This is a genomic window from Mariniphaga sp., assembly GCF_041687215.1.
In the GTDB taxonomy this organism is placed as follows: Bacteria; Bacteroidota; Bacteroidia; order Bacteroidales; family Prolixibacteraceae; genus Mariniphaga.
The window spans coordinates 1-25,483 of sequence record NZ_JAWLCI010000069.1 but is presented as its reverse complement, the minus strand read 5'-3'; the positions used below and the strand labels follow the sequence as shown (position 1 = coordinate 25,483).

Genomic DNA, 25,483 nt, shown 5'->3' with positions numbered 1-25,483 from the left:
ACTCAAAGAGGTGTGGTTGATATTGAATTTTTCCTGTTTAGAGTTGCTAAAATATATGCTTGAAGTTAAATACTCCACAAAAAGTTAAACTGAGCCCATTTATCGCATAATTTATAGTGCAAATTCTGGTGCAAATAAAAAAGACCTGCAATTTTCACTTTGCAAGTCCTTCATTTTCAGCGAGCGGGAAACGGGGATCGAACCCGCGACCCTCAGCTTGGGAAGCTGATGCTCTACCACTGAGCTACTCCCGCTTTTTATTTCTTTATTTCAAAACCTCAACTTTCGATCCGCCGGCTAAAGGACTGCCACTAAGTCCTGTCCCGCTTTCGACCGAGACTCCCGCTTTTTGCGTCTGCAAATTTAAAAAATTTGAAATCGGCAAAATCAGAAACCGAATAAAAATTTAGCTTGGAAAAATTTCTTTTTTTAGCGCTATTTATTTTTCAGCAAAGTCATCCGATGATTTGAAAACAAAGGAAATTAAACTTTTGGCAGTTTCCAGGGCGCACGGTAATGCGCTTTTACCATTTCGTTGGCTTCGGCATCGCCAATGAATTCCTGTTTTTCATGATCCCAAAAAACTTTGCGGCCCAGCCGGTACGAAATGTTTCCCAAATGCGCAAACCGGGCAATGTGTGCACCAATCTCAATGTCGCAACTGGGCTTTTCACGTGATTTTATACATTCCAAAAAGTTTTGCACATGCAACTCAAGACCTTTTCCTGTTCCTTTTTGCAATGGCATACCTTCGTACCCTTTTTTAGCGCTGTTACTGTTGGTTTCGGGAATTACTTCCCAACCGCTGCGATCCACAACCAGGGTTCCCCATTCGCCAACAAATGCCACACCGTGACCTCGTTTGCCAAAATTGGCGCCGTAAATACCAATGGTGTGGTCCCAAAGCAAACCAAAATCACCAAAATCGTAAACCGCCATCATGGTGTCAGGAGTTTCCATTGCATCGTCAGGGAAGGCATACTTGCCGCCGGTTGACATTACCGATTTGGGCACGTACTGATTCATACCAAATAATGCATAATCGAGAAGATGAACGCCCCAATCGGCCATTAAACCGCCGGCATAATCCCAGTACCAGCGGAAAGTAAAATGAAACCGGTTTTTGTTGAATGGCTTTTTGGGCGCCGGTCCCAGCCAAAAATCGTAATCGACACCAGCCGGAACTTGCGAATCGGGTACAACCGGAATGGATCCTTTCCAGCCTACATACGACCACGAACGTACCGACCTAATCCGACCGATTTTTCCTTCGTGAAGGTAATCCACTGCTGCTTTCCAATGCGGGTCGCTGCGTTGCCACTGCCCCACCTGCACCACTTTGTTGTATCTCTTTTGCGCTTTCACCATCAGGTTACATTCTTCAATGGAATTGGCAAGCGGTTTTTCGGTGTACAAATCTTTTCCGGCTTCCATGGCATGAATAGCGATTAGCGCATGCCAGTGGTCGGGAGTGGCGTTAATCACCACATCAATGTTTTTATTTTCGAGCAGCTTTCGGTAATCACCATATAACAGAGGTTTTTTACCCTGAATTTTTTCCACTTCAGCAGCCCGTTCTTCGAGTACATTACGGTCAACATCGCACAATGCACCGCATTCCACATTAGGTTGATCCAGAAAAGCTTTCAGGTTACTGAATCCCATTCCCAGGCAGCCAACCAGTCCTACAACCACTTTTTCATTGGCAGATAATCCTGCCTGAAGGATGGTTGGGAATGTGCCCAAGGCAGCAGTTGCCAGGGCAGAGTTTTTGATAAATGTTCTTCGATTCGGTTTCATTTTAAACTATTTTATTGGGTTATTTCAATCAAAACTTTGCCTTAAATTACGAAAAAAATCAATTTGTTCTACCGGAAACAGGTTCACAAATTGATTTCTTTGATTGTATTACAAATGTGCCAAATAAACCTACACCCGCGGCAGTGGCCATTTTGGATTGTAGTTCACCCGGGTAAGTTGGTCGGCTGCATCTTCCTTAAACTTTTTAGCTGCATCGTCCCAGTGGATTACCTCTCCAACCCGGTAGGCAATATTTCCCATTTCGGAAACAATAGCTGTTTTGGCGCCAACCTCTACTGAAGCATTTGGAGTTCCCCCTTCACGAATACACTTCAAAAAGTTTTGCACATGCTCATCTAGGCCATCGCCGTAATTTGACTGCGTTTTCTCTTCGAAAAAAGGTCCTTTTTTGGCATCGCTTCTGTCGGGCATCAATTGGTATCCTCCCCTATCAAGCACCAAAGTTCCTTTTTGACCAACAAAGGCAACTCCATGTCCTTTTCCGTAAGGACCAATTCCCGGATTCAAACCACATTCCCAAACCATGGTGTGTTTTGGGTAACTATACAATGCCTGTTGAATATCCGGAGTTTCAATTGTACCTTCCTGGTGATAATAAATTCCGCCTCCTGGAGAAATCTTTTGCGGCATTCCGGCATCCATCGCGTACATGGCAAAATCGAGCAGGTGCACTCCCCAGTCGGTCATGGCGCCACCGGCATAATCAAACCACCAGCGGAAATTGTAATGAAACCGGTTGGCATTGAAGGGCCGCTGAGGAGCAGGTCCAAGCCACATATTATAATCTACATGAGCCGGAGCTTCCGAATCGGGCATAAATGGATAGGGTTCATCGTACCCCTTGTAAATCCAGGCTTTTACCAGATGAACATCGCCCAACTCGCCCGATTTTACGATTTCTGAAGCCTCGAACCAGTGTTTTGAACTACGCTGCCACATGCCCACCTGAACTGCCAGGTTCGGATATTTTGCAGCAGCATCAACCATTGCATTGCATTCTTCAATGCTGTGCCCCATAGGTTTTTCAACATACACATGCTTGCCGGCTTCCAAAGCCATAATCATTTGGTGCGCATGCCAGTGATCGGGTGTCCCTAAAATCACTGCATCAACTTCCGGACTATCCAGCATTTCCCTGAAATCGGCATACAAAACCGGCCGTTTTTCAGTTAGTTTCTCCACATCGGCCGCGCGCGATTCCAGAATTTTGGAATCCACGTCGCAAAGAGCAACGCAATCAACATTATTACCTTCTTTCAAAAAACTTTGAAGATCGCTGAATCCCATGCTCCGGCATCCGATTAATCCTACTCTGACTTTTTCTGCAGGTGAAGCACAAGCATTCATAATGGTTGGGAAAGCGCTGATTGCAGCAGTGGCAAGGGCTGAGTTCTTGATAAATTTTCTTCTGTTGGAATTCATAATATCGTAAAATTGATTTTAGTAATTGAAAGTTGTAAATATAAAGGTTATGAAAGTTAATCGGAAACGCTTGCAGTTAAATTTTATAGTTTTATGACTTTTATCAGTTTTGACTGACCGGTCATTCAATTTTAACAATTATTTAACACATCACTTGATCCAATTTCAAAAAACTTGTTTTAGTTTTGACCAACCGTTCAGTCATAAAATTAAAAAACAGAAACAATGCCTCGGAGTCAGAAACAAAATGAAGAAATCAGAAAACAAAAAAAGCAACTGATAATGGATACGGCGCTGGAACTCTTTGCAGAAAACGGGTTCCATGCCACCTCTATGAGCCATGTTGCTAAAAAAGCCGGTGTATCGAAAGGACTCGCCTACAACTACTTCGAAAGTAAACAGGAAATTCTTGATGAAATCATTAAAACCGGATTCGATTCCATCTATTCCCATTTCGATTTAAATCATGATGGCATTTTAACCCGCGATGAATTCGAGCATTTTATCCGCAAAAGTTTTAAAGCCATCAGTAAAAACCGCAAGTTCTGGAAACTCTATTCTGCAATCATTATGCAGTCTGATATCGCTGAATCGATGATGGAAAAATACGGCGACCGATCCCAAGCCATTATGCTAATGCTCAATCAATTTATTAAAACCATGGGTAGTAAAGACCCTGAAGGGGATCTGATGGTCATCAGTTCACTGGTAAAAGGATCGCTGCTGGTGGTAATTTCCGCACCCGAATTTTTCCCGCTTAAACAACTGGAAGATAAAGTAACAGAAGCCTGTTTCAGGTTAATTTCAACTTAAATAATGAATTCATGAAAACAATCTTAACATTAATTGCAGTTAGTTTATTTTCATTCGGAACATTCGCGCAGGATGTGGCCGAAATTATCCGGAAAGCCGATGAAAAATTCAGGGGCGAATCGAGCCGCGGACAAACCACCATGATAATTGAACGCCCCAACTGGAGTCGTGAAATTTCCATGAAAACCTGGTCGCTGGGCAACGATTATTCCCTGATTTACATTACCGCGCCGGCCAAAGAAAAAGGACAGGTTTTTCTGAAGCGCGAAAACGAAATGTGGAACTGGGTGCCAACCATCGAACGGATGATAAAAATCCCACCCTCGATGATGATGCAGTCATGGATGGGCTCCGATTTTACCAACGACGACCTCGTGCGTGAATCGTCGCTTGAAAAAGATTACAACCACAAATTGTTGGGTGAAGAAAATATTGATAGTTACGAATGCTACAAGATAGAGCTCATTCCAAAACCCGATGCTCCGGTGGTTTGGGGAAAAATCCTGATGTGGATTTCCAAAGATGAGTTTCACTGGCTCAGAGGAGAATATTACGACGAAGATGAAAACCTCGTCAACATTGAAATTCTTTCTGAAATTAAAACAATGGACGACCGCGAAATGCCAACCCGGATGGAAATGATTCCGGCCGACAAAGAAGGACACAAAACCGTTTTGATTTTTGATGAAATTGAATTCAATGTGGATTTGGATGAATCGTTTTTTTCACAACAAAACATGAGGAGAATAAGATGAAACGACCATGAATAAGATTTATTCACACAGGAGTATGATTATAATTTTCATGGGAGTTCCATCTGTTACCATTAAAAATAAACAATTATAAACAGATGAAAACAAACATCAAACTGGCATGGCGAAACCTCTGGCGAAACCGGCGCCGGTCAATTATTGCCATTTCGTCCATCATTTTCAGTGTGTTGCTGGCCTCGTGGATGCGTTCCATGCAGGAGGGTTCGTATGACAGCATGATTGAAAACGTGGTGAAATTCTACTCGGGCTACCTGCAGGTGCAAGACACGGCTTACTGGGAAGAACGAACGCTGGAAAACAGCATGGAAGTTTCGCCGGAACTCATTCAAAAAATTGAAAATCTGAAAGATGTTACACTGGTTTCACACCGCCTGGAGTCTTATGCACTGGCAGCCAATCACCAGCACAGCAAACCGGGCATGGTGCTGGGTATTGAGCCCGAAGCCGAAGACCGCATCACGGCGATTTCAAAAAAAATCAAAACAGGGGAATTTATTCAGTCGGGCGACAAAAGTGTGGTTCTGGGTAAAGGGCTGGCCGATTTTCTGAATCTTACAGTGGGCGACACACTGGTAATGATTGGCCAGGGTTACCACGGAATAAGTGCAAACGGACTTTTCCCGGTGAAAGGAATTATGGAGCACCCCAACCAGGATTTCGACAAAAGGTTGGTGCTGCTGGATATTGGCACGGCCCGTGAATTTTATTCAGCCTATGGCATGTCCACATCGTTGGTGGTTATGACCGGCGATCATTACCAGGTAGATCATTTGAAAACAGAAATTGGACAATTGCTTTCACCTGAAGAAACCGTGCTCACCTGGATAGAAATGCAACCCGAAATTGAACAGCTCATCCAAAGCGACCGGGCCAGCGGCATTATCATGCTTGGTATTTTGTATCTGGTTATAGCATTTGGCATGTTCAGCGTAATTATGATGATGGTAAAAGAGCGCCGTCGCGAATTTGGCGTCATCCACGCAGTTGGCATGAAAAAGCGCAAGATGGCTATTGTGGTATTATTGGAAACACTTTTCATCGGAATTATTGGCTGCACCATTGGGTTGGTTGTAAGTTATTTTTTCTGCCTCTGGTTTTATCACAATCCCATTCCGCTCACCGGCGAAATGGCCACAGCAACAGTTCAGTATGGCATGGAACCTTACATGTTCTTTTCTATTCAACCGTCGCTTTTTTATAACCAGATGATCCTGGTATTTTTTATCAGCCTGTTCATTGCAATTTTCCCGGTGTACAACATTTACCGGCTAAAAATTACTTCCGCTTTGCGGACGTGAAGAAGAAGCGTGAAGTTGGAAGCACGAAGCACGAAGTTGGAAGTAAAAAAACTAATGTCTGACCGATGACTGATGACCGAAACTTTTGAACATGAAACCTGAAACATGGAACTCGAAACATGGAACTTGGAACTTGGAACTTGGAACCCGAAACTTTGAACATTGAACTTTAAACTTTAAACAAAAAGATATGATTTGGTCAATTGCATGGAGAAACGTTTGGCGCAACAAGTTACGCAGCATCATTATGATTGCGGCTATCGCGCTCGGTTTGTTTGCCGGTGTGTTTACCATGGCGTTTATGCAGGGGGCTGTGGATGCGCGCATCGAATCGGCTACCAAAACCGAACTGGCACACTTGCAGATTCACGATCCGGATTTTTTGGTCAACAACGACATCGCATTCAAAATTGAAAATGCGGATGAACTTACCCGTCAGGTTGAGACCCTCGATTCGGTTGTTGCAGCAAGTAAACGGCTGATTGCCGAACCATTTATTATGGCAGCTCACGGAACCGGAGGTGGCAAACTTATTGGAATTACTCCCGAACAGGAAAAAAAGGTAACCGATATCTGGGAGAAAATTGTGGATGGCGCTTACCTGGAACACGACAGCCGCATGCCGCCCATGGTAGTAGGCGAAAAACTGGCCAAACGTTTGCGGCTCAAAGTGGGTACGCGTATCAATTTGCAAATGGTTGACCGCAACGGCGACCTTTCCATCAAAGGGTATCGGGTGAGCGGAATTTACCGCACCACCAACACCAGCTACGACGAATCGACCTTGTTTGTTCGGTTCGAAGATTTGCAAGCCCAACTGGGAATGGAAGAAAACACCGCACACGAAATTGCGGTTCTGCTCGATAATGGAAATGAAGCCGCCTTAGTTAAACCTTCCATTCAAAAAATGGTGGGTAACTACGATGTGCAAACCTGGAAAGAACTCAGTCCGGAGATGTCGCTGCTCACCGATTCCATGGACCAGTACATGTACATTTTCATTCTGATTATTTTGCTGGCGCTTTGTTTTGGCATCATCAACACCATGCTGATGGCGGTATTGGAACGGATAAAAGAAATCGGGATGCTTATGGCAGTGGGCATGAATAAAAGGCGAATCTTTTCGATGATTATCCTGGAATCGGTTTTGCTCACTGTTTCCGGCGGAATGCTGGGAATGTTCATTGGTTCGGTGGTTACCAAATTTTTTGAAACCCGCCCCATCAACCTCGCCATGTTTGCCGAAGGGCTGGAAAACTATGGTTTTGCATCGCAGATTTATACATCGCTGCAAAGTGAAACACTTATAACCATTGGCATTCTGGTGATTTTAACCGGAGTTCTTTCGGCCATCTGGCCTGCCCGGAAGGCGTTGAAGCTGAATCCGGCGGAGGCGACGAGGACAGAATAGGAGCCTCCCCCGGCCCCTCCGAGGGAGGGGAGAAAGAGAGAGGTAATTTGTTGTGATTTATTGAGATTAATGGAGATTTAGTGAAATGAAACTTGACTCTGAATTAGTACTGAACTTTGTTCGAAGACCGTCCCCCTTTGGATGCAATTTTGCCATAAAGCAGTATGATGAATTCCAAAGGGGGAATAAGGGGGATTAAAAAACGAGAATATAAATTGAATTTAATTTCAACAGAAAATGAAAATAATTGAGATAAAAAACCTGAAAAAAACGTACGAGGACAATTCCGTTCCCGTACATGCAGTGAATGGAGTTGACCTTTCCATTGAGGAAGGCGAATTTACGGCCATTGTGGGGCCATCGGGTTCCGGGAAAACTACGTTGCTGAATGTGGTGGGCGGACTCGACGATGCCACAGAAGGAACCGTAATCATCGACGGAGTGGACATTCGGGAGCTTTCATCACGAAAACTTACCGATTTCCGTATGAAAAACATCGGCTTTGTCTTCCAGGCCTATAACCTGATACCGGTATTCACGGCTAAAGAAAACGTGGAGTTTGTGATGCACCTGCAAGGGGCGAAAAAAGCACACCGCGAAGCCCGCGCAACTGAATTGCTGCAGGCAGTAGGTCTGGGCGAAATGATGGATCGCCGGCCGTCAAAACTCTCGGGAGGACAGCAGCAGCGGGTGGCTGTGGCCAGGGCACTCGCCTCGAAACCCAAATTTGTACTGGCCGACGAGCCTACCGCCAACCTCGATTCCAAATCGACCGAAAATCTGCTCGATATTATGGAACGACTTAATAAAGAGGAAAAAATTACGTTTATATTTTCAACGCACGACCAGCGGGTGGTAAACAAAGCGCGCCGGGTGGTTACGCTCGAGGACGGTAAAATTAAAAGCGACGAAAAAAGGACTTAGGTATGAAGCGAAAGGTAAACGTGCTACTGTTAATTCTCACATTTGCTTTAACTGGTTGGATTTCAGCAAATGACAATGGTGCAGGCTGGAACAATGCTGCATTGAATACAGCTTCCGAAGCAATTTACCTGTCGCCGCTTGAAAAAGAGATAGTTCTGGAAATTAATAAACTACGTTCCGACCCAGTGCGTTATGCCACCACCTACATTGCACCACTGGCCAAAAAATACAATCGTCGCTTACTTTATTATCCGGGCGATTTGCCGTTGCTCACCAGAGAGGGCGTTAATGCACTTTACGAATGTGTCCGCGACCTGAAAAAGCAGCAACCGCTTCCCATTATTTACCCCAGCGAAGGACTTACTCTGGCTGCCCGCGACCATGTTTCCGACCAGTCGAAAACCGGGCGCACCGGTCACCAGGGAAGCGACCGAAGCACCATGCGCGATCGAGTTGAACGATATGGAAAATGGGAAAAGCGTATTGCGGAAAATATTGCGTACGGCGGAAAAACGGCACAGCAAATTGTGATTTACCTGCTCATCGATGATGGAGTGCGCGACCGCGGCCACCGGAAAAATTTTCTGAACCCTGATTTCAATGTGGTGGGGGTGGCCACCGGAAATCATCCGCAATATAACCTGATGAGCGTGATGGACTTCGCCGGAGGATTCAAAAAAACCGAAAAATGAACCGACTGAAATACTTTTTACCACTATTTCTTCTGATTTATGTTGAAGGGAATGCTCAACTGCAAAAATTTACAATCAACGGCTATGTAAAAGATTTATACATGTATTACAAGCCGGAAAATCCCGTCCCCGGAATCGACGCCGATCATCTTTCCTCAAATCTAATCCACAACCGACTCAATTTCAGGTGGTATGCAACTAATGAATTTACGTTTGCTGTGGAAGCAAGAAACCGTTTTTTTAGCGGGCAACTCATTCGCGAATTTCCACTCTATAAAGAATTTGTGGATACAGATCCCGGTTATTTCGATTTATCGAAAACAGTGGCATCCGGCAAAGGATGGTTTTTACATTCGATGATTGACCGCGCCTGGGTGGATTTTACCAAAGGAAAATGGCAAATTACCGCCGGAAGGCAGCGGGTAAACTGGGGCATCAACCTGATTTGGAATCCCAACGATATTTTTAACACGTTCGATTATTTCGATTTCGATTATGAAGAAAGGCCGGGTTCCGATGCACTGAAAGTTCAATATTACACCGGAGTTACATCCTCTGCCGAACTGGTTTACAAAATTCAGAGAAACAATTTGGAAGACAAAAACGAATCGACAATTGCCGGCAGGTACCGATTTTCTAAATTCAGGTACGATTTTCAGTTTCTCGGCGGCTGGATGCCAAAAGACTTTGTATTTGGCGGCGGCTGGATGGGCGACATACAAGGCGGCGGTTTTCGCGGCGAGGTTTCATGGTTTGTTCCGAAAGAAAAAAACAGCGGCAGTGAAGAAGCTTTGGTCGCAACTATTTCAGGTGATTACACGTTCAAAAACAGTTTGTATGCACACGGAGCCATTTTGTACAACAGTCTGGGAGTTACCGGAAAAGCAGGAGCACGCGAATTTTTCGATCAGAACATTTCGGCCAAACGATTGTCGCCGGCCCGTTACAATTTGTTCGGACAACTCTCCTACCCTTTCACCCCGCTCTTTTCCGGTAGTTTTTCAGGAATGTTGAATCCCTCCGATGGTTCGTCTTATTTTGGCCCAACGCTTACTTACTCAGTCGGTAATAACCTGGAACTGATGGCAACCGGCCAGTTATTTTTTGGTGAAGAAGGAACTGAATACGGAGAACTTGGGAAAGCATTGTATGGGAGGTTGAAGTGGGCTTTTTAGCAGGAAATGCAAAATAATTCCCCGAAATTCCACATTAAAAACCCAATCGTTTAGTTTTTTGGAAAAAAGGTATTTATTTTGCCCCGTTAAACAGAATGCAAATTTTTATGTTGGTTTGGGAAAATGAAGAATACATACCTTGATCTCATCGAACAATCGTACTATTTTCCGCAGGAAGGTTTCGACCTGCAGGATGGTAATCTCTCGTTTTACGGCGTTTCGCTGAAGTACCTCATCGATAAATACGGCACCCCGTTCAGGCTGATGTATCTGCCACGTATCGGGGACCAGATAAAGAAGGCCCGGAATCTGTTCAGACGAGCCATGAAAGCCACCAATTATCAGGGTGAATACCATTACTGTTACTGCACTAAATGCAGCCACTTTCACCATGTAGTAAACAAAGCGCTGCAGTACAACGTAAATCTGGAAACTTCTTCGTCGTTCGATATCGATTTAATCCTGAACCTTTACAAACAGGGGAAACTTGAAAAGGATTTGAAAATCGTTCACAACGGATATAAAACTGAAGAATACATTCGTAAAATTCTCGACCTCACTGATTTGGGGTTTGAAAACTCAACCATTGTTCTCGACAATAAAAATGAGCTGAAGAAAATTCTGGCTTACGCCAATGGCAAAAAGGTCAAAATCGGCATCCGAAAAGCTATTGATGAAGAACCTCAAAGCGCCTATTACACCTCCCGTTTGGGAATCCGGTCGTCAGAGGTTTTGGAGTTTTACAGGAATTACATTCAGGATAAGGAAAATATTGAATTATCGATGCTCCACTTTTTTGTCGATTCGGGAATTAAAGATACACTGTATTACTGGGGTGAATTTCAGAAATCGGTGAAACTTTACATCGAACTAAAAAAAGAATGCCCCACACTGAACGCCATAAACCTTGGCGGCGGATTTCCCATTCGAAGTCACCTCGGATTCGAGTATGACTACGAATACATGATCCGCGAAATTGTAAACAACATTAAGGATGCATGTAACGCCGAAGAGATTGAAGAACCCGATATTTACACCGAGTTCGGGAAATACACAGTAGGCGAAAGCGGCGCTACCATTTTTTCGGTGCTGGAACAAAAACAGCAAAACGATGCCGAGCTTTGGTACATCATCGACAACAGTTTAATGAACACCATTCCTGATGCGTGGTCCATTTTTGAAAAGTTTATTTTGCTGCCCATCAACAAGTGGAACAATGAATACACCCGTGTTAATATTGGCGGAATTAGTTGCGACCATTCGGATTATTACAACTCCGAAGACCTGAACCAGCAAATTATGCTGCCACGTTATTCGTCGCGCGAAAAAGAGCCGCTTTACCTGGGTTTTTTCCACACCGGCGCCTATCAGGATTCCATCAGCGGATACGGCGGAATCAAGCATTGCCTTATTCCGGCGCCAAAACATGTAATCATCGACCGCGATGAAACAGGCAACTTTGTGGACTACGTTTACCGCACCGAACAAACGGTGGAAGACATGTTTAAAATACTGGGGTACAACACCCCGCATGAATAGCGAAAAGAGGCTGGAATTTCCGGCCTCATTTCATTTTTAAGGGATTACTTCTCGGGCAACTTTCTATTATTATACGTTTCCGTTTTTCTTATCGAGCATAAGCATGGAGTTCACAACCACTTCGGTAATGTATTGCTTTTCACCATTTTTATCTTCATAAGATCGATTGGTGAGTTTACCTTCAACGGCAATTTCCGAACCTTTTTTCAGGTAATTTTCGGCAATCTCGGCCTGTTTTCCCCAGGCAGTCAAACGGTGCCAGGTAGTTTCCGATACTTTTTTGCCGCTTTGGTCGTAGTAAATTTCGTTGGTTGCTATAGATAAAGTAGCAACTTTTTTTCCGCTGTCCAACTTTCTCACTTTTGGGTTTTCGCCCAGGTGGCCGATAAGCCTGACGCTGTTTCTTAAAACATTCATGATTCAAAATTTTAAATTAATAACTAAAACGAAATTGTACACCAAAGGTAAAGCAGCGTCAAAAGTTAGCCGGTAATTAAACATTTGTAACCGATTATAAGCGGTTGTAAACGTTTGCAAACGGATAGTTTTTTGTATATTAGCGAATTGTAAACCAATAACTATGGAACAAAGAAAATGCCTCGAATGTGGTGAACCACTGCGCGGAAGGGCCGATCAGAAATTTTGCAGCGATGCCTGCCGGAATGCCTGGAACAACCAGAAGCTGGGCAGCAGCACCAACTACATGCGAAAAATCAATCGTATTTTAAAAAAGAATCATTCCATTTTAAAAGATCTGAACCCAAACGATAAAACCACCACCTACAAAGGTGTGATGTTAAAACAGGGTTTCAACTTCAACTATTTTACCCACATTTACAAAACCAAAAATGGCAGGGTCTATTACTTTTGTTACGATCAGGGATTTTCGGCATTGGAAAACAGTAAGTTTCTTTTGGTGAAAAAAGAAGATTAATTTTTGGAAAATTCAATTTCCTGTGACAAATTTGCCTGGATTAAACTTAAATCTATAAAAAATGAAAAAAATTCTGATTGTATTGTCACTGGCATTTCTTGCCACATCCTTTTTACATGCAACTGCAATGCCTGCAATTAAAAGTGCTTTAGGTGAATGGAAATTTGAAAGTCCGTATGCTCCTGATGGTTATAATAAAGGCTCCATAATTATTTCAGAAAAAGAAGGAGTTTTGGCTGGCGAAATTAAATTTGCCGACGGAACCAAGGTGGAATTGAAAGATGTCAAATTCGAAGAAAACATTTTGAAATTTGGCATCAATGTGGAGTACAATTATATTCCAATTAAGGCTACCATTGAAGGAAACAAAATGAAAGGAACGGCCAACACACCTGATGGAGATTTGCCGTTTGAAGCCACAAAGGTTGAAAAAACTGAATAAAAAAACAGGCCGTTAAGTTTATAAAATCCTTAGCGGCCTGTTTCTTTATACCCACTTTTTATTATCTCTCCAGCTTAATGACTTCGCTGCCGGCAAGCAGGTAAGCGCCCGTGCCATAAACTTCCCAATTTTCGGCTGAGAAATTTTTGCGTGGGTCGGCGCCAATGGGTTGCACCCAACCTACACGGCCATCAGATTGAATCAGCGAATTCATTCCTATCCAGGCTTTTTCAACCACCGGTAAATATTTATCCCGGTCAAGAATTCCGTTGTTAATGCCCCAGGCCAGTGCGTAAGTGTAAAATCCCGAACCACTTGCCTCGCCTCCCGGATAAGAACTCGGATCGAGCAGGCTGGCACGCCACAAACCGTCCTCCTGCTGCAACGAAACAATTTTTTCAACCATTTCTTTATAATTTTGCAAATAGAAATTGCGGGTTGGCCAGTTTTCAGGCAGCTCTTCCAAAACACGAACCAGGCCCCCCATCACCCAACCGTTTCCGCGCGACCAAAAAATCTTTTTCCCGTTGGCTTCCTTAATTATTTCCACCTCCGGCTCATCCCATTTGTACCGGATATCGCGGGCATACAAATGTTCTTCCTTATCGTAAAGAAGATCATAGCATTCCTGAAAAAGTTTGTCGTTCAGCTCAAAATATTTTTTATCATTTAAAGTGACTCCCAATTTTACCAAAGCAGGCGGCGCCATAAACAGGGCATCGCACCACCACCAGGTAACTTTCCGGATACCGCCTGTTTCGTAAGGAGTGGCCATAAATTCATCCATCGTGTCAATAAACGGTTGAATCATTTTCTTTTCATTGGAAATCCGGTACATATCAATGTAAGTCTGACAAATTACGTGGTCGTCGGCATGTTGGAGCCTCGGTCCCGGCTTCCATTTATTTGATTCGCCCATGGCGTAAATAGCTTTGTAGATGTTTTCGCTTTCAAGCGTTTCGTATGCAGCAAACACTCCGGCATAAAACGCGCCGTTGGTCCAGTCCCACAATTTGTGATTGGGATGACTCAACTGCCAATCAAGGGCAGTGCGCATGGTTGATTTAATGTAAGAATCTTCAAAATACTTTTCATTTTCAGACTGTTGTGCGGATATTGTCCCTGCCATTAACAAGACAGCAAGAGTTACAGCAAGTAGTTTTTTCATGGTTGAATTGCTATTTAAAATTTATGATACAAGTATATGCAATCGATTGCTATTTTCAAAGAAAAAAGCTAAAATTCAACCTTTCTCTGCGTAAATTTATTTTTAACAATTGGTTTTATATTTTCTCTGCATTGCATGAGATGAAATTAATCACTAATATTGCACAAATAAAAGTTAAGTATGAATTACGGATTGGGACATTACGGCCATCATTTCAAAACCTAACGATTGGTAGGTCAGGGTTGTTTTGTCGTAATTTTAAAAGATATTGAACCAGAGGCTTGCCAGTAGGCAGGCCTTTTTCGTGAGATAAAGTTTTTACGAGTTTAAAAACGAAGTAAAAACTTGTTATCGAACGAATCCCGAAAGCGAAGCGATTCGGGGTCTGACCAATTAATTAAAAAATTGAAAAAACAAAAAAATATGGAAAAACTAAAAATTGCGATTCAAACCAAAGGAAGATTGAACGAAGATTCGATGAAACTGATTCAGGAATCGGGCATCGATTTAACCATTGGCAGAAGGAAACTGGTGTCGGAAGCGGGCAACTTCCCAATGGAAGCGTTGTTCCTGCGTGACGATGACATTCCGCAAACTGTAGCCGACGGTGTGGCCGATGTGGGCATTGTTGGCGAAAATGAAATGCTGGAAAAAGGAGAAAATGTGGTTATTGCCAAACGCCTGGGGTTCAGCAAGTGCCGCTTGTCGCTGGCCATTCCAAAATCGCTGGAATACACCGGACCGGAGTTTTTTAACGGAAAAAAAATTGCCACCTCCTACCCCAAAATTTTGCAAAAGTTTTTAACCGAACACAACATAAAAGCAGAAATCCACGTCATCAGCGGTTCGGTGGAAATTGCGCCGGGGATTGGCCTGGCCGATGCTATTTTCGATATTGTCAGTTCGGGTTCTACATTAGTTAGCAACAGATTGAAAGAAGTGGAAGTGGTCATCCATTCCGAAGCGGTGCTGATTGCCAAACCAAACCTTTCTGCAGAAAAGCAGGAAATTCTGGATGAACTTATTTTCCGATTGGAATCGGTTCAGCGGGCAGAAGGCAAAAAGTACATTTTACTGAACACACCCAATGAAAAAATTCAGGAAGTGGCCAACCTGCTTCCAGGCATGAAAAGCCCCACCGTGGTACCTTTGGCCCAGGAAGGTTGGAGTTCCATGCATTCGGTGATTGCCGAAGACGATTTCTGGGAAATTATTGGCAAGCTGAAAAAAGCCGGTGCCGAAGGAATTCTGGTGATACCGATTGAAAAAATGATATTTTAGTCAGACATGAGTACAAAGTATTTAGTACAAAGAATATGAGAACTTTTATCAATCCCGATAAATCCCTTTGGCCTGAAATCCTGCAGCGCCCGTTGCTGGACGTTTCGGGTTTATATGAAACGGTTCAAACGGTTTTAAATGAAATAAAACAAACCGGCGATATTGCCCTGCGAAAATTCACCCAAAAATTTGATGGCGTGGATTTGGAAGATTTCCGGGTCACTGAAAAAGAAATTGATGAAGCTAAAAACCAGGTGAATCCGGAGTTGAAAAAAGCCATCGAACTGGCTTCTGCCAACATCGAAAAATTTCATGCGGCGCAAAAAACGGAAATTCGCAAAGTGGAAACCATGCCGGGAGTTACCTGCTGGCAAAAACCGGTGGCCATCGAAAAAGTGGGATTGTACATTCCGGGAGGAACTGCTCCGTTGTTTTCAACAGTGTTGATGCTGGCCATTCCGGCGCGTATTGCAGGATGCACAGAAATTGTTTTGTGCACTCCGCCGGGAAAAAACGGAAAGATTCATCCGGCTATTTTATTTGCGGCAAAGTTTGCCGGCGTTAAAAAAGTTTTCAGGCTGGGCGGCGTTCAGGCCATTGGCGCCATGGCTTACGGAACCGAGTCGGTACCGAAAGTGCACAAAATTTTCGGTCCGGGAAACCAGTATGTTACCGCTGCCAAACAACTGGTCAGCATGAATGACGTGGCCATCGATATGCCTGCCGGCCCGTCGGAGGTAATGGTGGTTGCAGACGAATCGGCTAACCCGGTTTTTGTGGCATCCGACCTGTTATCGCAGGCCGAGCATGGATCGGACAGTCAGGTAATTTTGGTTGCCAACAGCCCGAAGCTGGTTGAAAAAGTAAAAACGGAAATCAGCCTGCAACTGGAAAAACTTCCCCGCAGGGAATTGGCCGAAAAATCGCTTGAACACAGTGTGCTGATTGTAATGGAAAACGAACAGAATACTGTTGATTTAATCAATGAATATGCGCCGGAGCATCTGATTCTTTCCACAAAAAGATACAATGAATTAGCTGAAAAAGTGACAAATGCCAGTTCGGTTTTTCTGGGAAATTATACGCCCGAAAGTGCCGGCGATTATGCTTCGGGAACCAACCACACGCTGCCAACAAACGGCTGGGCCCGGAGTTACAGCGGGGTTAACCTCGACAGTTTTTTGAAAAAAATTACGTTTCAGGAAATTACTGAAAATGGATTGAAATCCATTGGGCCAGCCATCGAAAATATGGCGTCTGCCGAAGAATTGGAGGCGCATAAAAATGCTATTACCTTGCGATTGAAAACAATAAAAGAATAAATTACTTTGAAATTAATGGATATTTGGATGGATCTTTAATCATGTTTAGCGTCAAATCAATATCAAGCTTTTCCCAAAACAAGTGTTCGTGGTTCAGAAAAACAACATCTGAAATTTCGGCAATTGTTGCTTCTTTAAACCAGGGAAAATCCTCAAACGGCAGAAAAAACTCTTCTCCTCCAATAAGTACCCAAAAACCGTGTGTTGAAATGTTAGTTACTTCAACTTCCAAAATGTCTTCTCCAACTGCTTCTGATTTCATTTCTGTTTTCTTTAATTATATTCTCCAACAATTTAAGTTGTTTCTGGTTGAATCCAATAGTTTTTACCAATTCAATTTCAGGTTCAATCCAAAATTTCGCTTCTCCGTCAGGACTTATTACATGAATATGTATTCTTTTTTCTTCACGGGAGAAAAAGAAAAACCTGTAATTCTGTTTTTTAAAAACCGTTGGACTCATTTGAAAACAAATTTAATAAATTCACATCAATTATGAACTTAGATAAACTTCTTCGCAAAAACATAAAAAACCTTCAACCTTATTCTTCGGCCCGGGATGAATTTTCAGGCGAGGCCATGGTTTTTCTGGATGCCAATGAAAATCCATTTAACGAGCCTTACAACCGCTATCCCGACCCGCTGCAAAGGAAACTCAAGAAAAAAATTGCTTTGCTGAAAGATGTGATGTCGGAACAGATTTTCCTCGGCAACGGCAGCGACGAGCCCATCGACCTGCTCATTCGGGCATTTTGCGAACCGGGAGTGGACAATGTTGTTTCCATCGACCCTACCTACGGAATGTACCAGGTGGCGGCGGGCATCAACAATGTGGAGGTGAAAAAAGTATCGCTTACGGAAGAATTTAAACTGGATGCCCAAAAACTCCTTAATGTTGTCGATGAAAAAACGAAACTGGTTTTCCTTTGCTCACCCAACAATCCAACAGGCAACTGTCTCAACAAAGAGGCGGTTTTGGAAGTAGTGAAAAACTTTCAGGGAATTGTGGTGCTGGACGAAGCTTATATCGACTTCGCACCCGGAAAATCGTTGCTGCCGCTATTAAATGACTTCCCCAATTTGGTCACTTTACAAACCTTTTCCAAAGCATGGGGTATGGCGGGAATCAGGCTCGGAATGGCTTTTGCAGCCACCAAAATCGTTTCGGTTCTCAACAAAATAAAATACCCGTACAACCTGAATATCCTGACGCAGCAAAAGGCGCTGGAACTAATCGAAAACCGCGACAAAGTGGAGAAATGGGTGAAGTTGCTCATTGCTGAACGGGAGAAAATGAAAAAACTACTTTCAGATTTCCCCTTTATTGTAAAAATTTTCCCGTCGGATGCCAATTTTATCCTCGTAAAAATGCACGACGCACGCGGCATTTACGAATTCCTGAAAGAAAAAGGCGTGATTGTGCGCGACCGCTCAAAAGTACACCTTTGTGAAGACAGCCTGCGGATTACCATCGGTTCATCAGATGAAAATGAACAGTTTTTGAATGCTTTAAAAGAATTGATATGAAGAAAGTTTTGTTTATAGACCGCGACGGAACGTTGATTATTGAACCGGAAGACGAACAAATCGACTCACTGGAAAAGCTGGAATTTATTCCCGGCGTTTTCCGCAATCTGTTCAATATCCAAAAAAATCTGGATTATGAGTTGGTTATTGTATCCAACCAGGACGGTTTGGGAACGGATTCCTTTCCCGAAGAAACATTTTGGCCGGCACACAATAAAATGCTGAAAGCGTTTGAAAACGAAGGCGTGATTTTCGATGACATCCTCATCGATAAAAGTTTTCCCGCCGCAAATGCTCCCACCCGAAAACCCCGTACCGGGCTAATGGGAAAATACATGAACGGCGATTACGACCTTGCCAACAGCTTTGTGATTGGCGACCGGCTGACTGACATCGAACTGGCCAAAAACCTGGGCGCCAAAGGAATTTTGATAAACGATGGTAGTTTGGCCGAAGAACTGGAAAAAGCTGGACTTGCAGATTATTGCACCCTGATTACCAGCGACTGGGACGACATTTATGCCTGCGTAGCTGCACCCGAGCGAACGGCTGAAGTGAAACGCACCACCAAAGAAACAGACATTTTTGTTAGATTGAACCTGGATGGCTCTAGCGTCTGCAGCATTTCCACAGGTCTGAACTTTTTCGACCACATGCTGAACCAGATTGGTCGCCATGCGGGCGTTGACCTCGAAATTTCGGTAAAAGGAGATTTGGAAGTGGATGAACACCACACCATTGAGGATACCGGGCTGGCATTGGGCGAAGCATTTCAAAAAGCCGTCGGGAACAAAAAAGGAATGGAAAGGTACGGATTCTGTCTTCCCATGGATGATTGTCTGGCTCAAGTGGCTATCGACTTTGGCGGAAGGCCCTGGCTGGTCTGGGAAGCCGAATTCAAACGCGAAAAAGTGGGCGACATGCCTACCGAAATGTTCATGCACTTTTTTAAGTCGTTTTCGGATGCGGCAAAGTGCAACCTCAACATAAAAGCCGAAGGCACCAACGAGCACCATAAAATTGAAGCCATTTTTAAAGCACTGGCCAAAGCCGTTAAAATGGCCGTTAAACGCGATTTATATAATTTTGAATTGCCATCAACAAAAGGAAAACTATGAAAAGCCCCTCCTAACCTCCCCAAAGGGGAGGAATAAAGAAAACTATATGATGAATAAAAAATATACTAAAACCGATACCCTCTCGGAGAAAACGTCCCCCTTTCGGGGATTCAGGGGACTCCTGTTATGAAAACAATAAAACCACTTCGCGAAAAAAAGAACACAGCCATTTTGCTGATTCATTGTCCCGACAAACAGGGAATTCTGGCCACCGTAACTGAGTTCCTGAATAAAAACCGGGGCAACATTATTTACCTCGACCAGCACGTTGACCGGCAAGAAAAAATTTTTTATATGCGCGTGGAATGGGAATTGGACGGTTTCGCCATCCCTTCGGAGAAAATCGGGGAATATTTTGATACACTTATCGGTTCGCCTCTGAACATGCACTGGCGCCTCTATTTTTCCGATGAAATTCCACGAATGGCGCTGTTCGTTTCCAAAATGCCGCATTGCCTGTTCGACATTTTGGCGCGTTACACTGCCGGCGAATGGGATGTGGAAATTCCGCTCATCATCAGCAACCATGAACTGCTGAAACCTGTTGCCGAACGATTTGGCATCGATTTTCATTATTTCCCGGTTACCAAAGAAAATAAGGAAGACCAGGAGCATAAAGAGATTGAACTGCTGAAAAAGCACAATATCAATTTTGTGGTGCTGGCACGCTACATGCAAATTCTTTCGAAGGATTTCGTGAAACAATTTCCCAACAAAATCATTAATATCCATCATTCGTTTTTGCCCGCTTTTGCAGGTGCCAAACCTTACCATGCCGCCCACGAACGCGGCGTAAAAATTATTGGCGCAACCAGCCATTACGTTACTTCCGACCTGGATGCCGGCCCCATTATTGAGCAGGATGTAACCCGCTGCAGCCATGTGGATACCATCCAAAACCTCATTCGCAAAGGCCGCGATCTGGAAAAAATTGTTCTGTCACAAGCCGTGTACAAACATTTACAGCGAAAAATTCTTGTATATAAAAACAGAACGGTGGTATTTAATTAATCGGTAATTTTGAAAAAAAATTATGAAAAAGGTTTCATTGTTCATCATTTTAATCCTGGGAATTGTTTTCATTACCCAAGCACAGACGAATAAAATTCCCAAACAGGAAATTCCAGCGGATTACGGCTACATCGTAAAAATTGGTCAGCAAATACCCGACATTGAAATGACGCTCACGGACGGAACAAAAATTACTACCGCTGATTTGAAAGGGAAAGTGACAATGCTTCAATTCACCGCAAGCTGGTGCGGGGTTTGCCGACGCGAAATGCCGCACATCGAAAAAGAAATCTGGCAAAAACATAAAAACAACAACGACTTTGCCCTTATCGGAATAGATATGGATGAACCGCTCGAAACGGTAAAAAAATTCGCTAAGGATATGAAAATCACCTACCCGCTGGCACTCGACCCCGGCGGAGAAATCTTTTACACCTTCGCCGCCAAAGGAGCCGGAGTAACCAGGAATGTGATTATTGACCGTTCCGGAAAAATTGTTTACATGACCCGGCTATTCAAGGAAGAGGAGTTCAATGAGATGGTGGAGGTGATTGATTTGTTGTTGGAAAAACTTTGAACTGGGAACTTTAAACTTTGAACTGTTTATGAACATCGTCATCATTAAATACAACGCCGGGAACATTGAGTCAGTTAACAATGCGTTGAACAGGCTGGGTGTTAATGCCGAAATTACAGCCGATCCGAAGAAAATCAGGAATGCCGACAAAGTAGTTTTTCCGGGAGTAGGCGAAGCAAGTACCACAATGGAATATTTGCGCAGGTACAAACTCGACGAACTTATTATTTCTCTCAAACAACCGGTGCTGGGCATTTGCCTGGGGCTTCAGCTCATGTGTTCCCATTCCGAAGAAGGCGACACAAAATGCCTTGGAATATTCAACGAAAAAATAAAACGATTCGTCCCAAAACCGGGAGAAGGGTTCATTACAAAAGTTCCGCACATGGGATGGAATGCCATAACCAACCTGAAAAGCAACCTCTTTTCGCCCGATCTGGAAAATGAGTACGTCTATTTTGTGCACTCTTTTTATGCCGGGTTGGGAGAACATACTGCTGCAACCTGCAATTACATTGAACCGTTCAGTGCCGCGCTTCAAAAAGACAATTTTTACGCCACCCAGTTTCATCCAGAAAAAAGCGGGAAAATCGGAGCAGCTATTTTGCAAAACTTTTTGAAAATTTAAACGTTAAATCAAATCATGGATAGACTAACGATAATAAAAGTTGGCGGAAAAGTGGTGGAAGATTCCGAATCTCTGAACGCCCTGCTGGACCAGTTTATCAAATTCTCCGGCAATAAAATTCTGGTGCACGGTGGAGGCAGCACCGCCACCGAAATTGCTGCAAAACTGGGCATTGAAACTGAAATGGTGGATGGCCGCCGCATAACCGGCAAGTCAATGCTCGATGTGGTAACCATGGTTTACGGAGGTCTGGTCAACAAAAAAATTGTGGCCGGATTACAGGCGCGTGGTTGCAACGCCATCGGCCTTACCGGCGCCGACCTGAACCTCATCAGTGCACGAAAGCGGCCGGTACAGGAAATCGATTACGGTTTTGTGGGCGACATAGTGGATGTAAACAGCAGTGAATTGAGAATGCTTATCGGTGAAAATGTTGTTCCTGTCGTAGCGCCACTTACCCACGACGGAAAAGGACAGCTTTTAAACACCAACGCCGACACCATTGCTGCTGAACTGGCCTCAGAACTGGCCGATTATTTCAGTGTTTATCTTTTTTACTGTTTCGAGAAAAAAGGTGTGCTGCAAAACCCGGAAGATGAAAACACAATTATTCCGGAATTGGATGCAGCACTATTTCAGCAATACCAGCAGGAAGAAATAATCAATACCGGCATGATTCCCAAACTCGACAATGGTTTCAGAGCCAAACGAAACGGAGTGAAAGAAGTGCTCATCACCAATCCTGAAAACATGACCAACGGAAGAGGGACAAGGCTCGTTTAATCAAATTCCATTTCAATCGCCTCTTTTCAATAAAATAATACCTAAAAAATGCCTACATTTGCATGAGTCTCAGATTTGAAATCCTGCGTTTTGTTTACTAATTCCTCTTTCTTTCTTTTTGTTAGTTACCGCATGTTTTTAAATCATATTAAATATTTTACATGCGGCAACTTAAAATCACAAAGCAAATAACGCAACGCGATGACGATGCAATTAACCGTTATTTTAATGAAATCAGCAAATACTCTATGGTATCTGCTGAAGAAGAAGCGGAACTGGCATCGCGCATCAGAGCTGGTGACGACCAGGCACTTGAAAAATTGGTTGTTGCCAACCTGCGCTTTGTTATTTCTGTTGCCAAGCAATATCAAAACCAGGGATTATCCTTTCCCGACCTGATTAACGAAGGAAACCTGGGGCTTGTGAAAGCTGCAAAAAAATTTGATGAAACAAGAGGATTTAAGTTCATCTCGTATGCTGTTTGGTGGATAAGACAATCTATAATGCAGGCCATTTCAGAACAAACAAGGATTGTAAGGCTGCCGCTAAACCGACTTTCTTCTATCAATAAAATCAGAAAAGCCATTCCGGTATTGGAACAGGAATTTGAACGAAAACCCACCAATGATGAAATTGCCGCCCACCTCGATTTATCTTTTGATGAAGTGGAAGTAGCAAACAATATCAACAAACGCCAGGTTTCATTTGATCAACCTTTGTCAAATGAAGGAGACAACGACTTCAACCTTTATGATGTCGTTCAAACCGGAAACATTCCTTCGCCTGATACCAATTTAATGGAAGAATCTTTAATTACAGATGTTAAACGCGCATTAAGTAAACTTTCGCAAAGGGAAGCCGAAATCCTTGTCCGTTCATTCGGCCTGAATAACTCCCCAATCTATTCACTTAACGATATGGCAATCGAATTCGAACTTTCAGCCGAGCGTGTAAGACAAATCAGAAGAACCGGATTGTGTAAACTAAAATCACTGCTAAAAGAAAAATTTGCATGGGCAGAGCAATAAAAGAATAATTATTAATAAATTTGGAGAAAATTACAAAAAATTATACATGGGAAGATCGCAGGAATCATTCAACAAAAAAGAAGTTCGTAATAAAAAAGAAAAAAAACGGAAAGACAAAGAAAAAAAACGACAGGCACGTAAAGACAACACCAGAAGCAATAGTCTCGACGACATGATTGCTTATGTTGACGAACATGGTAACATTACCGACACACCCCCCGATCCCGACCAAAAGGAAGAAATTAATGCGGAAGATATTCAGGTGAGTGTGCCCCGTGGCCCACTCGAAGAAATTGATCCCATTCGCAAAGGGACGGTAACCTATTTCAATTCTTCCAAAGGATTTGGTTTTATTACCGACCAGGAAACCCGGGAAAGTGTTTTTGTGCATGTAAACAACACCCTCGAAGAAATTCGTGAAGGAAACCTGGTAAGTTTCGAAGTGGAAAAAGGACAGAAAGGGCCTGTTGCAGTTAAAGTTCAGGTGGTCAGGTAATCTCATTTTTCATTATCTCAAACTCTAAAAAGTTCATTTACCCAGATGTCTGACAATGTTGATGACGATTGTCAGGATTACACTTATGACAACCATTGAAGTGATTGGGAAGTAGAATTTGCTGTTTTCGTTTTCAATCCGAATATCGCCCGGCAACTTTCCGAGCCAGGAAAAAAGCCAGGGTGCCACGTAAAGAAGCAACCCAATCACAATCAAAATAACACCTGCAATAATAAACCAACGGGCCATCTTGTATCAGTTTTTCAGCGGGTAAAAACCATAAACTATCTGTTTTGTAAACGATCAATCCAGTTCAATATCTTTCCGAAATGCGAACCTTCCCAGTAGATTTTCCCGCATCCGGTGCATTTCCAGAACTCGTGGTAATAATTCAACGTATCGTCAGGCAAAATGGAAGCTAATTTCGATTTTGAAACCTCTTCCAGTTCGCCGTTGCAATTGGAACAGCGGGAAAATGGCCGGAAAGAATTTTGAAGATGAAACCGTTCAATCACTTCAGTTAATTGCTTTTTAGGATTGTCATTTCGAATAAAATATCCGTGTGTTACCACATTTTGTTTTAAAATGCCCATATCACGAGTCAGAATAATCCGCTTTTCTTTCAATGATATTTTGATTATTTCGTCATCTTCAAAATCATTACGAAACAATGTATCGAATCCCAATAACCTTAATTTTTGAGCCAGTTTGCCCAGGTTCACATCTACCACAAAACGGTTTTTTCGCAAAGGCTCTGGTCTGAGTTTTATTAAAGGAGAAATATCCAGCGATTCAAACTGCGGGTAAACTGAAATATTCTCCCCACCCTGAATTTGGTAATCGAAACCAACCGATTCGCCATTCACCAAAATCAAATCCACTTCACCATGCGGAACACCAATAGCCTGAATGGTATTTTTTATGCCCGGCCTGCCTTTGAATTCATACACAAAAGTTTTTTTTCGCCAGGTTTCAGGCAAATGGTCGTTCAGTTCTTCATAAAAACGAAAATTCGCTTTCCGAATAACAGGCGAATGATTTATGCCGGTATGTTCGTCCCTTCCGAACTTCATATTTTTTCAACATTAAGAAAACGAAAGATACTAATTCCTCCAATGTTTTTCAATTAAAATTCTGAATTCCAATGTTTGTTGATTTCAGAAAGAATTATTTGGATTAAAATCAGATTACTATCTTTGTATAAAATGGAATGAATTATGGAACAGCTTCAATTGTTTACAAAAATTAATTATTTACCTGCTGATTTAAAATCAGAAGTGAATGACTTTATTGATTTTCTTT

General features: G+C 43.0%; 28 protein-coding genes and 1 tRNA gene. 20 read left to right on the top strand and 9 right to left on the bottom strand.

Annotated features, from left to right (window positions below; translation table 11 throughout):
• Positions 1-182 precede the first annotated feature (182 nt).
• The 3 genes from ACESMA_RS18335 to ACESMA_RS18325 form a co-directional block, all read right to left on the bottom strand.
• A tRNA-Gly gene (locus ACESMA_RS18335) sits at positions 183-254 on the bottom strand.
• A gap of 229 nt (positions 255-483) precedes the next feature.
• The gene (locus ACESMA_RS18330; protein WP_372950321.1) at positions 484-1,800 is read right to left on the bottom strand and encodes a Gfo/Idh/MocA family protein; all 1,317 of its coding nucleotides are present in this window, start codon (positions 1,798-1,800) and stop codon (positions 484-486) included.
• Positions 1,801-1,929: 129 nt separating this feature from the next.
• The gene (locus ACESMA_RS18325) at positions 1,930-3,243 is read right to left on the bottom strand and encodes a Gfo/Idh/MocA family protein (RefSeq protein WP_372950320.1); all 1,314 of its coding nucleotides are present in this window, start codon (positions 3,241-3,243) and stop codon (positions 1,930-1,932) included.
• 225 nt (positions 3,244-3,468) lie between these two features.
• On the opposite strand from ACESMA_RS18325, the gene ACESMA_RS18320 reads away from it, so the two are divergent.
• The 8 genes from ACESMA_RS18320 to ACESMA_RS18285 all read left to right on the top strand — a co-directional run bounded on the left by ACESMA_RS18320 (position 3,469) and on the right by ACESMA_RS18285 (position 11,868).
• A complete protein-coding gene (locus tag ACESMA_RS18320; protein ID WP_372950319.1) occupies positions 3,469-4,056 on the top strand; it encodes a TetR/AcrR family transcriptional regulator in 588 nt (195 codons plus the stop codon).
• An 11-nt stretch (positions 4,057-4,067) separates the two neighbouring features.
• Complete coding sequence (locus ACESMA_RS18315) at positions 4,068-4,811, top strand: outer membrane lipoprotein-sorting protein (RefSeq protein ID WP_372950318.1); 744 nt, start codon at positions 4,068-4,070, stop codon at positions 4,809-4,811.
• Positions 4,812-4,906: 95 nt separating this feature from the next.
• Positions 4,907-6,127 (top strand): ABC transporter permease, encoded by a 1,221-nt coding sequence (locus ACESMA_RS18310; RefSeq protein ID WP_372950317.1) that lies wholly within the window; start codon positions 4,907-4,909, stop codon positions 6,125-6,127.
• A gap of 190 nt (positions 6,128-6,317) precedes the next feature.
• Positions 6,318-7,538, top strand: a complete 1,221-nt coding sequence (locus ACESMA_RS18305; RefSeq protein WP_372950316.1) for an ABC transporter permease — start codon at positions 6,318-6,320, stop codon at positions 7,536-7,538.
• A gap of 237 nt (positions 7,539-7,775) precedes the next feature.
• Entirely contained in the window at positions 7,776-8,462 is a 687-nt protein-coding gene (locus tag ACESMA_RS18300; protein WP_372950315.1) for an ABC transporter ATP-binding protein, read from the top strand.
• Between the two features lie 2 nt (positions 8,463-8,464).
• Entirely contained in the window at positions 8,465-9,154 is a 690-nt protein-coding gene (locus ACESMA_RS18295) for a CAP domain-containing protein (protein ID WP_372950314.1), read from the top strand.
• Positions 9,151-10,329: a hypothetical protein gene (locus ACESMA_RS18290; RefSeq protein ID WP_372950313.1), complete on the top strand. Its 1,179-nt coding sequence runs from the start codon at positions 9,151-9,153 to the stop codon at positions 10,327-10,329. Before ACESMA_RS18295 ends, ACESMA_RS18290 begins: the two co-directional genes overlap by 4 nt.
• Positions 10,330-10,452: 123 nt before the next feature.
• The gene (locus ACESMA_RS18285) at positions 10,453-11,868 is read left to right on the top strand and encodes an arginine decarboxylase (protein WP_372950312.1); all 1,416 of its coding nucleotides are present in this window, start codon (positions 10,453-10,455) and stop codon (positions 11,866-11,868) included.
• Between the two features lie 69 nt (positions 11,869-11,937).
• Here the strand turns inward: ACESMA_RS18285 and ACESMA_RS18280 are convergent, their stop codons facing one another.
• Positions 11,938-12,285, bottom strand: coding sequence for a single-stranded DNA-binding protein (locus ACESMA_RS18280; RefSeq protein WP_372950311.1), 348 nt, complete (start codon positions 12,283-12,285; stop codon positions 11,938-11,940).
• A 163-nt stretch (positions 12,286-12,448) separates the two neighbouring features.
• Between ACESMA_RS18280 and ACESMA_RS18275 the strand changes: the two genes are divergently transcribed.
• On the top strand, positions 12,449-12,802 hold the full coding sequence (locus ACESMA_RS18275; protein WP_372950310.1) for a hypothetical protein: 354 nt from the start codon (positions 12,449-12,451) through the stop codon (positions 12,800-12,802).
• A gap of 61 nt (positions 12,803-12,863) precedes the next feature.
• Positions 12,864-13,244 (top strand): hypothetical protein, encoded by a 381-nt coding sequence (locus ACESMA_RS18270; protein ID WP_372950309.1) that lies wholly within the window; start codon positions 12,864-12,866, stop codon positions 13,242-13,244.
• Between the two features lie 61 nt (positions 13,245-13,305).
• On the opposite strand, the gene ACESMA_RS18265 is transcribed toward ACESMA_RS18270, so the two are convergent.
• Entirely contained in the window at positions 13,306-14,412 is a 1,107-nt protein-coding gene (locus ACESMA_RS18265) for a glycoside hydrolase family 105 protein (RefSeq protein WP_372950308.1), read from the bottom strand.
• A 423-nt stretch (positions 14,413-14,835) separates the two neighbouring features.
• On the opposite strand from ACESMA_RS18265, the gene hisG reads away from it, so the two are divergent.
• Together hisG and hisD are read left to right on the top strand one after the other, a co-directional pair.
• Positions 14,836-15,693 (top strand): ATP phosphoribosyltransferase, encoded by an 858-nt coding sequence (gene hisG / locus ACESMA_RS18260; RefSeq protein ID WP_372950307.1) that lies wholly within the window; start codon positions 14,836-14,838, stop codon positions 15,691-15,693.
• Between the two features lie 35 nt (positions 15,694-15,728).
• A complete protein-coding gene (gene hisD / locus ACESMA_RS18255) occupies positions 15,729-17,015 on the top strand; it encodes a histidinol dehydrogenase (protein ID WP_372950306.1) in 1,287 nt (428 codons plus the stop codon).
• 1 nt (position 17,016) lies between these two features.
• Here hisD and ACESMA_RS18250 read toward each other — a convergent pair whose 3' ends face one another.
• Both ACESMA_RS18250 and ACESMA_RS18245 read right to left on the bottom strand, forming a co-directional pair.
• Positions 17,017-17,277, bottom strand: coding sequence for a DUF2442 domain-containing protein (locus tag ACESMA_RS18250; protein WP_372950305.1), 261 nt, complete (start codon positions 17,275-17,277; stop codon positions 17,017-17,019).
• On the bottom strand, positions 17,237-17,476 hold the full coding sequence (locus ACESMA_RS18245; protein WP_372950304.1) for a DUF4160 domain-containing protein: 240 nt from the start codon (positions 17,474-17,476) through the stop codon (positions 17,237-17,239). The genes ACESMA_RS18250 and ACESMA_RS18245 overlap by 41 nt, the downstream gene beginning before the upstream one ends.
• Before the next feature lie 32 nt (positions 17,477-17,508).
• Between ACESMA_RS18245 and hisC the strand changes: the two genes are divergently transcribed.
• The 8 genes from hisC to ACESMA_RS18205 all read left to right on the top strand — a co-directional run bounded on the left by hisC (position 17,509) and on the right by ACESMA_RS18205 (position 24,181).
• Complete coding sequence (hisC, locus tag ACESMA_RS18240) at positions 17,509-18,540, top strand: histidinol-phosphate transaminase (RefSeq protein WP_372950303.1); 1,032 nt, start codon at positions 17,509-17,511, stop codon at positions 18,538-18,540.
• On the top strand, positions 18,537-19,658 hold the full coding sequence (hisB, locus tag ACESMA_RS18235) for a bifunctional histidinol-phosphatase/imidazoleglycerol-phosphate dehydratase HisB (RefSeq protein ID WP_372950302.1): 1,122 nt from the start codon (positions 18,537-18,539) through the stop codon (positions 19,656-19,658). The genes hisC and hisB overlap by 4 nt, the downstream gene beginning before the upstream one ends.
• Positions 19,659-19,784: 126 nt before the next feature.
• Positions 19,785-20,669, top strand: coding sequence for a formyltetrahydrofolate deformylase (gene purU, locus ACESMA_RS18230; RefSeq protein ID WP_372950301.1), 885 nt, complete (start codon positions 19,785-19,787; stop codon positions 20,667-20,669).
• 22 nt (positions 20,670-20,691) lie between these two features.
• On the top strand, positions 20,692-21,246 hold the full coding sequence (locus ACESMA_RS18225; protein WP_372950300.1) for a TlpA family protein disulfide reductase: 555 nt from the start codon (positions 20,692-20,694) through the stop codon (positions 21,244-21,246).
• Positions 21,247-21,274: 28 nt separating this feature from the next.
• Complete coding sequence (hisH, locus tag ACESMA_RS18220) at positions 21,275-21,874, top strand: imidazole glycerol phosphate synthase subunit HisH (RefSeq protein ID WP_372950299.1); 600 nt, start codon at positions 21,275-21,277, stop codon at positions 21,872-21,874.
• A 15-nt stretch (positions 21,875-21,889) separates the two neighbouring features.
• Positions 21,890-22,657: an acetylglutamate kinase gene (argB, locus tag ACESMA_RS18215; protein ID WP_372950298.1), complete on the top strand. Its 768-nt coding sequence runs from the start codon at positions 21,890-21,892 to the stop codon at positions 22,655-22,657.
• Positions 22,658-22,818: 161 nt separating this feature from the next.
• Positions 22,819-23,685, top strand: coding sequence for an RNA polymerase sigma factor RpoD/SigA (locus ACESMA_RS18210; protein ID WP_372950297.1), 867 nt, complete (start codon positions 22,819-22,821; stop codon positions 23,683-23,685).
• A gap of 46 nt (positions 23,686-23,731) precedes the next feature.
• Positions 23,732-24,181 carry a cold-shock protein gene (locus ACESMA_RS18205; RefSeq protein ID WP_372950296.1) on the top strand — a complete coding sequence of 150 codons (450 nt, stop codon included), beginning with the start codon at positions 23,732-23,734 and terminating at the stop codon, positions 24,179-24,181.
• 33 nt (positions 24,182-24,214) lie between these two features.
• On the opposite strand, the gene ACESMA_RS18200 is transcribed toward ACESMA_RS18205, so the two are convergent.
• Both ACESMA_RS18200 and ACESMA_RS18195 read right to left on the bottom strand, forming a co-directional pair.
• Positions 24,215-24,430 carry a DUF2905 domain-containing protein gene (locus ACESMA_RS18200; RefSeq protein ID WP_372950295.1) on the bottom strand — a complete coding sequence of 72 codons (216 nt, stop codon included), beginning with the start codon at positions 24,428-24,430 and terminating at the stop codon, positions 24,215-24,217.
• Between the two features lie 35 nt (positions 24,431-24,465).
• Complete coding sequence (locus tag ACESMA_RS18195; RefSeq protein WP_372950294.1) at positions 24,466-25,254, bottom strand: Mut7-C RNAse domain-containing protein; 789 nt, start codon at positions 25,252-25,254, stop codon at positions 24,466-24,468.
• Positions 25,255-25,483: the final 229 nt, after the last annotated feature.

Bases quoted from the DNA above. Each gene is read 5' to 3' on its own strand.
- ACESMA_RS18325 (WP_372950320.1), bottom strand. From the start codon at position 3,243: ATGAATTCCAACAGAAGAAAATTTATCAAGAACTCAGCCCTTGCCACT.
- ACESMA_RS18195 (WP_372950294.1), bottom strand. From the start codon at position 25,254: ATGAAGTTCGGAAGGGACGAACATACCGGCATAAATCATTCGCCTGTT.
- hisG (WP_372950307.1), top strand. From the start codon at position 14,836: ATGGAAAAACTAAAAATTGCGATTCAAACCAAAGGAAGATTGAACGAA.
- ACESMA_RS18245 (WP_372950304.1), bottom strand. From the start codon at position 17,476: ATGAGTCCAACGGTTTTTAAAAAACAGAATTACAGGTTTTTCTTTTTC.
- ACESMA_RS18270 (WP_372950309.1), top strand. From the start codon at position 12,864: ATGAAAAAAATTCTGATTGTATTGTCACTGGCATTTCTTGCCACATCC.
- ACESMA_RS18210 (WP_372950297.1), top strand. From the start codon at position 22,819: ATGCGGCAACTTAAAATCACAAAGCAAATAACGCAACGCGATGACGAT.
- ACESMA_RS18285 (WP_372950312.1), top strand. From the start codon at position 10,453: ATGAAGAATACATACCTTGATCTCATCGAACAATCGTACTATTTTCCG.
- hisB (WP_372950302.1), top strand. From the start codon at position 18,537: ATGAAGAAAGTTTTGTTTATAGACCGCGACGGAACGTTGATTATTGAA.
- ACESMA_RS18205 (WP_372950296.1), top strand. From the start codon at position 23,732: ATGGGAAGATCGCAGGAATCATTCAACAAAAAAGAAGTTCGTAATAAA.
- ACESMA_RS18225 (WP_372950300.1), top strand. From the start codon at position 20,692: ATGAAAAAGGTTTCATTGTTCATCATTTTAATCCTGGGAATTGTTTTC.
- ACESMA_RS18280 (WP_372950311.1), bottom strand. From the start codon at position 12,285: ATGAATGTTTTAAGAAACAGCGTCAGGCTTATCGGCCACCTGGGCGAA.
- purU (WP_372950301.1), top strand. From the start codon at position 19,785: ATGAAAACAATAAAACCACTTCGCGAAAAAAAGAACACAGCCATTTTG.
- ACESMA_RS18320 (WP_372950319.1), top strand. From the start codon at position 3,469: ATGCCTCGGAGTCAGAAACAAAATGAAGAAATCAGAAAACAAAAAAAG.
- ACESMA_RS18310 (WP_372950317.1), top strand. From the start codon at position 4,907: ATGAAAACAAACATCAAACTGGCATGGCGAAACCTCTGGCGAAACCGG.
- ACESMA_RS18315 (WP_372950318.1), top strand. From the start codon at position 4,068: ATGAAAACAATCTTAACATTAATTGCAGTTAGTTTATTTTCATTCGGA.
- hisC (WP_372950303.1), top strand. From the start codon at position 17,509: ATGAACTTAGATAAACTTCTTCGCAAAAACATAAAAAACCTTCAACCT.
- ACESMA_RS18330 (WP_372950321.1), bottom strand. From the start codon at position 1,800: ATGAAACCGAATCGAAGAACATTTATCAAAAACTCTGCCCTGGCAACT.
- ACESMA_RS18305 (WP_372950316.1), top strand. From the start codon at position 6,318: ATGATTTGGTCAATTGCATGGAGAAACGTTTGGCGCAACAAGTTACGC.
- ACESMA_RS18300 (WP_372950315.1), top strand. From the start codon at position 7,776: ATGAAAATAATTGAGATAAAAAACCTGAAAAAAACGTACGAGGACAAT.
- hisD (WP_372950306.1), top strand. From the start codon at position 15,729: ATGAGAACTTTTATCAATCCCGATAAATCCCTTTGGCCTGAAATCCTG.
- ACESMA_RS18295 (WP_372950314.1), top strand. From the start codon at position 8,465: ATGAAGCGAAAGGTAAACGTGCTACTGTTAATTCTCACATTTGCTTTA.
- argB (WP_372950298.1), top strand. From the start codon at position 21,890: ATGGATAGACTAACGATAATAAAAGTTGGCGGAAAAGTGGTGGAAGAT.
- ACESMA_RS18200 (WP_372950295.1), bottom strand. From the start codon at position 24,430: ATGGCCCGTTGGTTTATTATTGCAGGTGTTATTTTGATTGTGATTGGG.
- hisH (WP_372950299.1), top strand. From the start codon at position 21,275: ATGAACATCGTCATCATTAAATACAACGCCGGGAACATTGAGTCAGTT.
- ACESMA_RS18290 (WP_372950313.1), top strand. From the start codon at position 9,151: ATGAACCGACTGAAATACTTTTTACCACTATTTCTTCTGATTTATGTT.
- ACESMA_RS18275 (WP_372950310.1), top strand. From the start codon at position 12,449: ATGGAACAAAGAAAATGCCTCGAATGTGGTGAACCACTGCGCGGAAGG.
- ACESMA_RS18250 (WP_372950305.1), bottom strand. From the start codon at position 17,277: ATGAAATCAGAAGCAGTTGGAGAAGACATTTTGGAAGTTGAAGTAACT.
- ACESMA_RS18265 (WP_372950308.1), bottom strand. From the start codon at position 14,412: ATGAAAAAACTACTTGCTGTAACTCTTGCTGTCTTGTTAATGGCAGGG.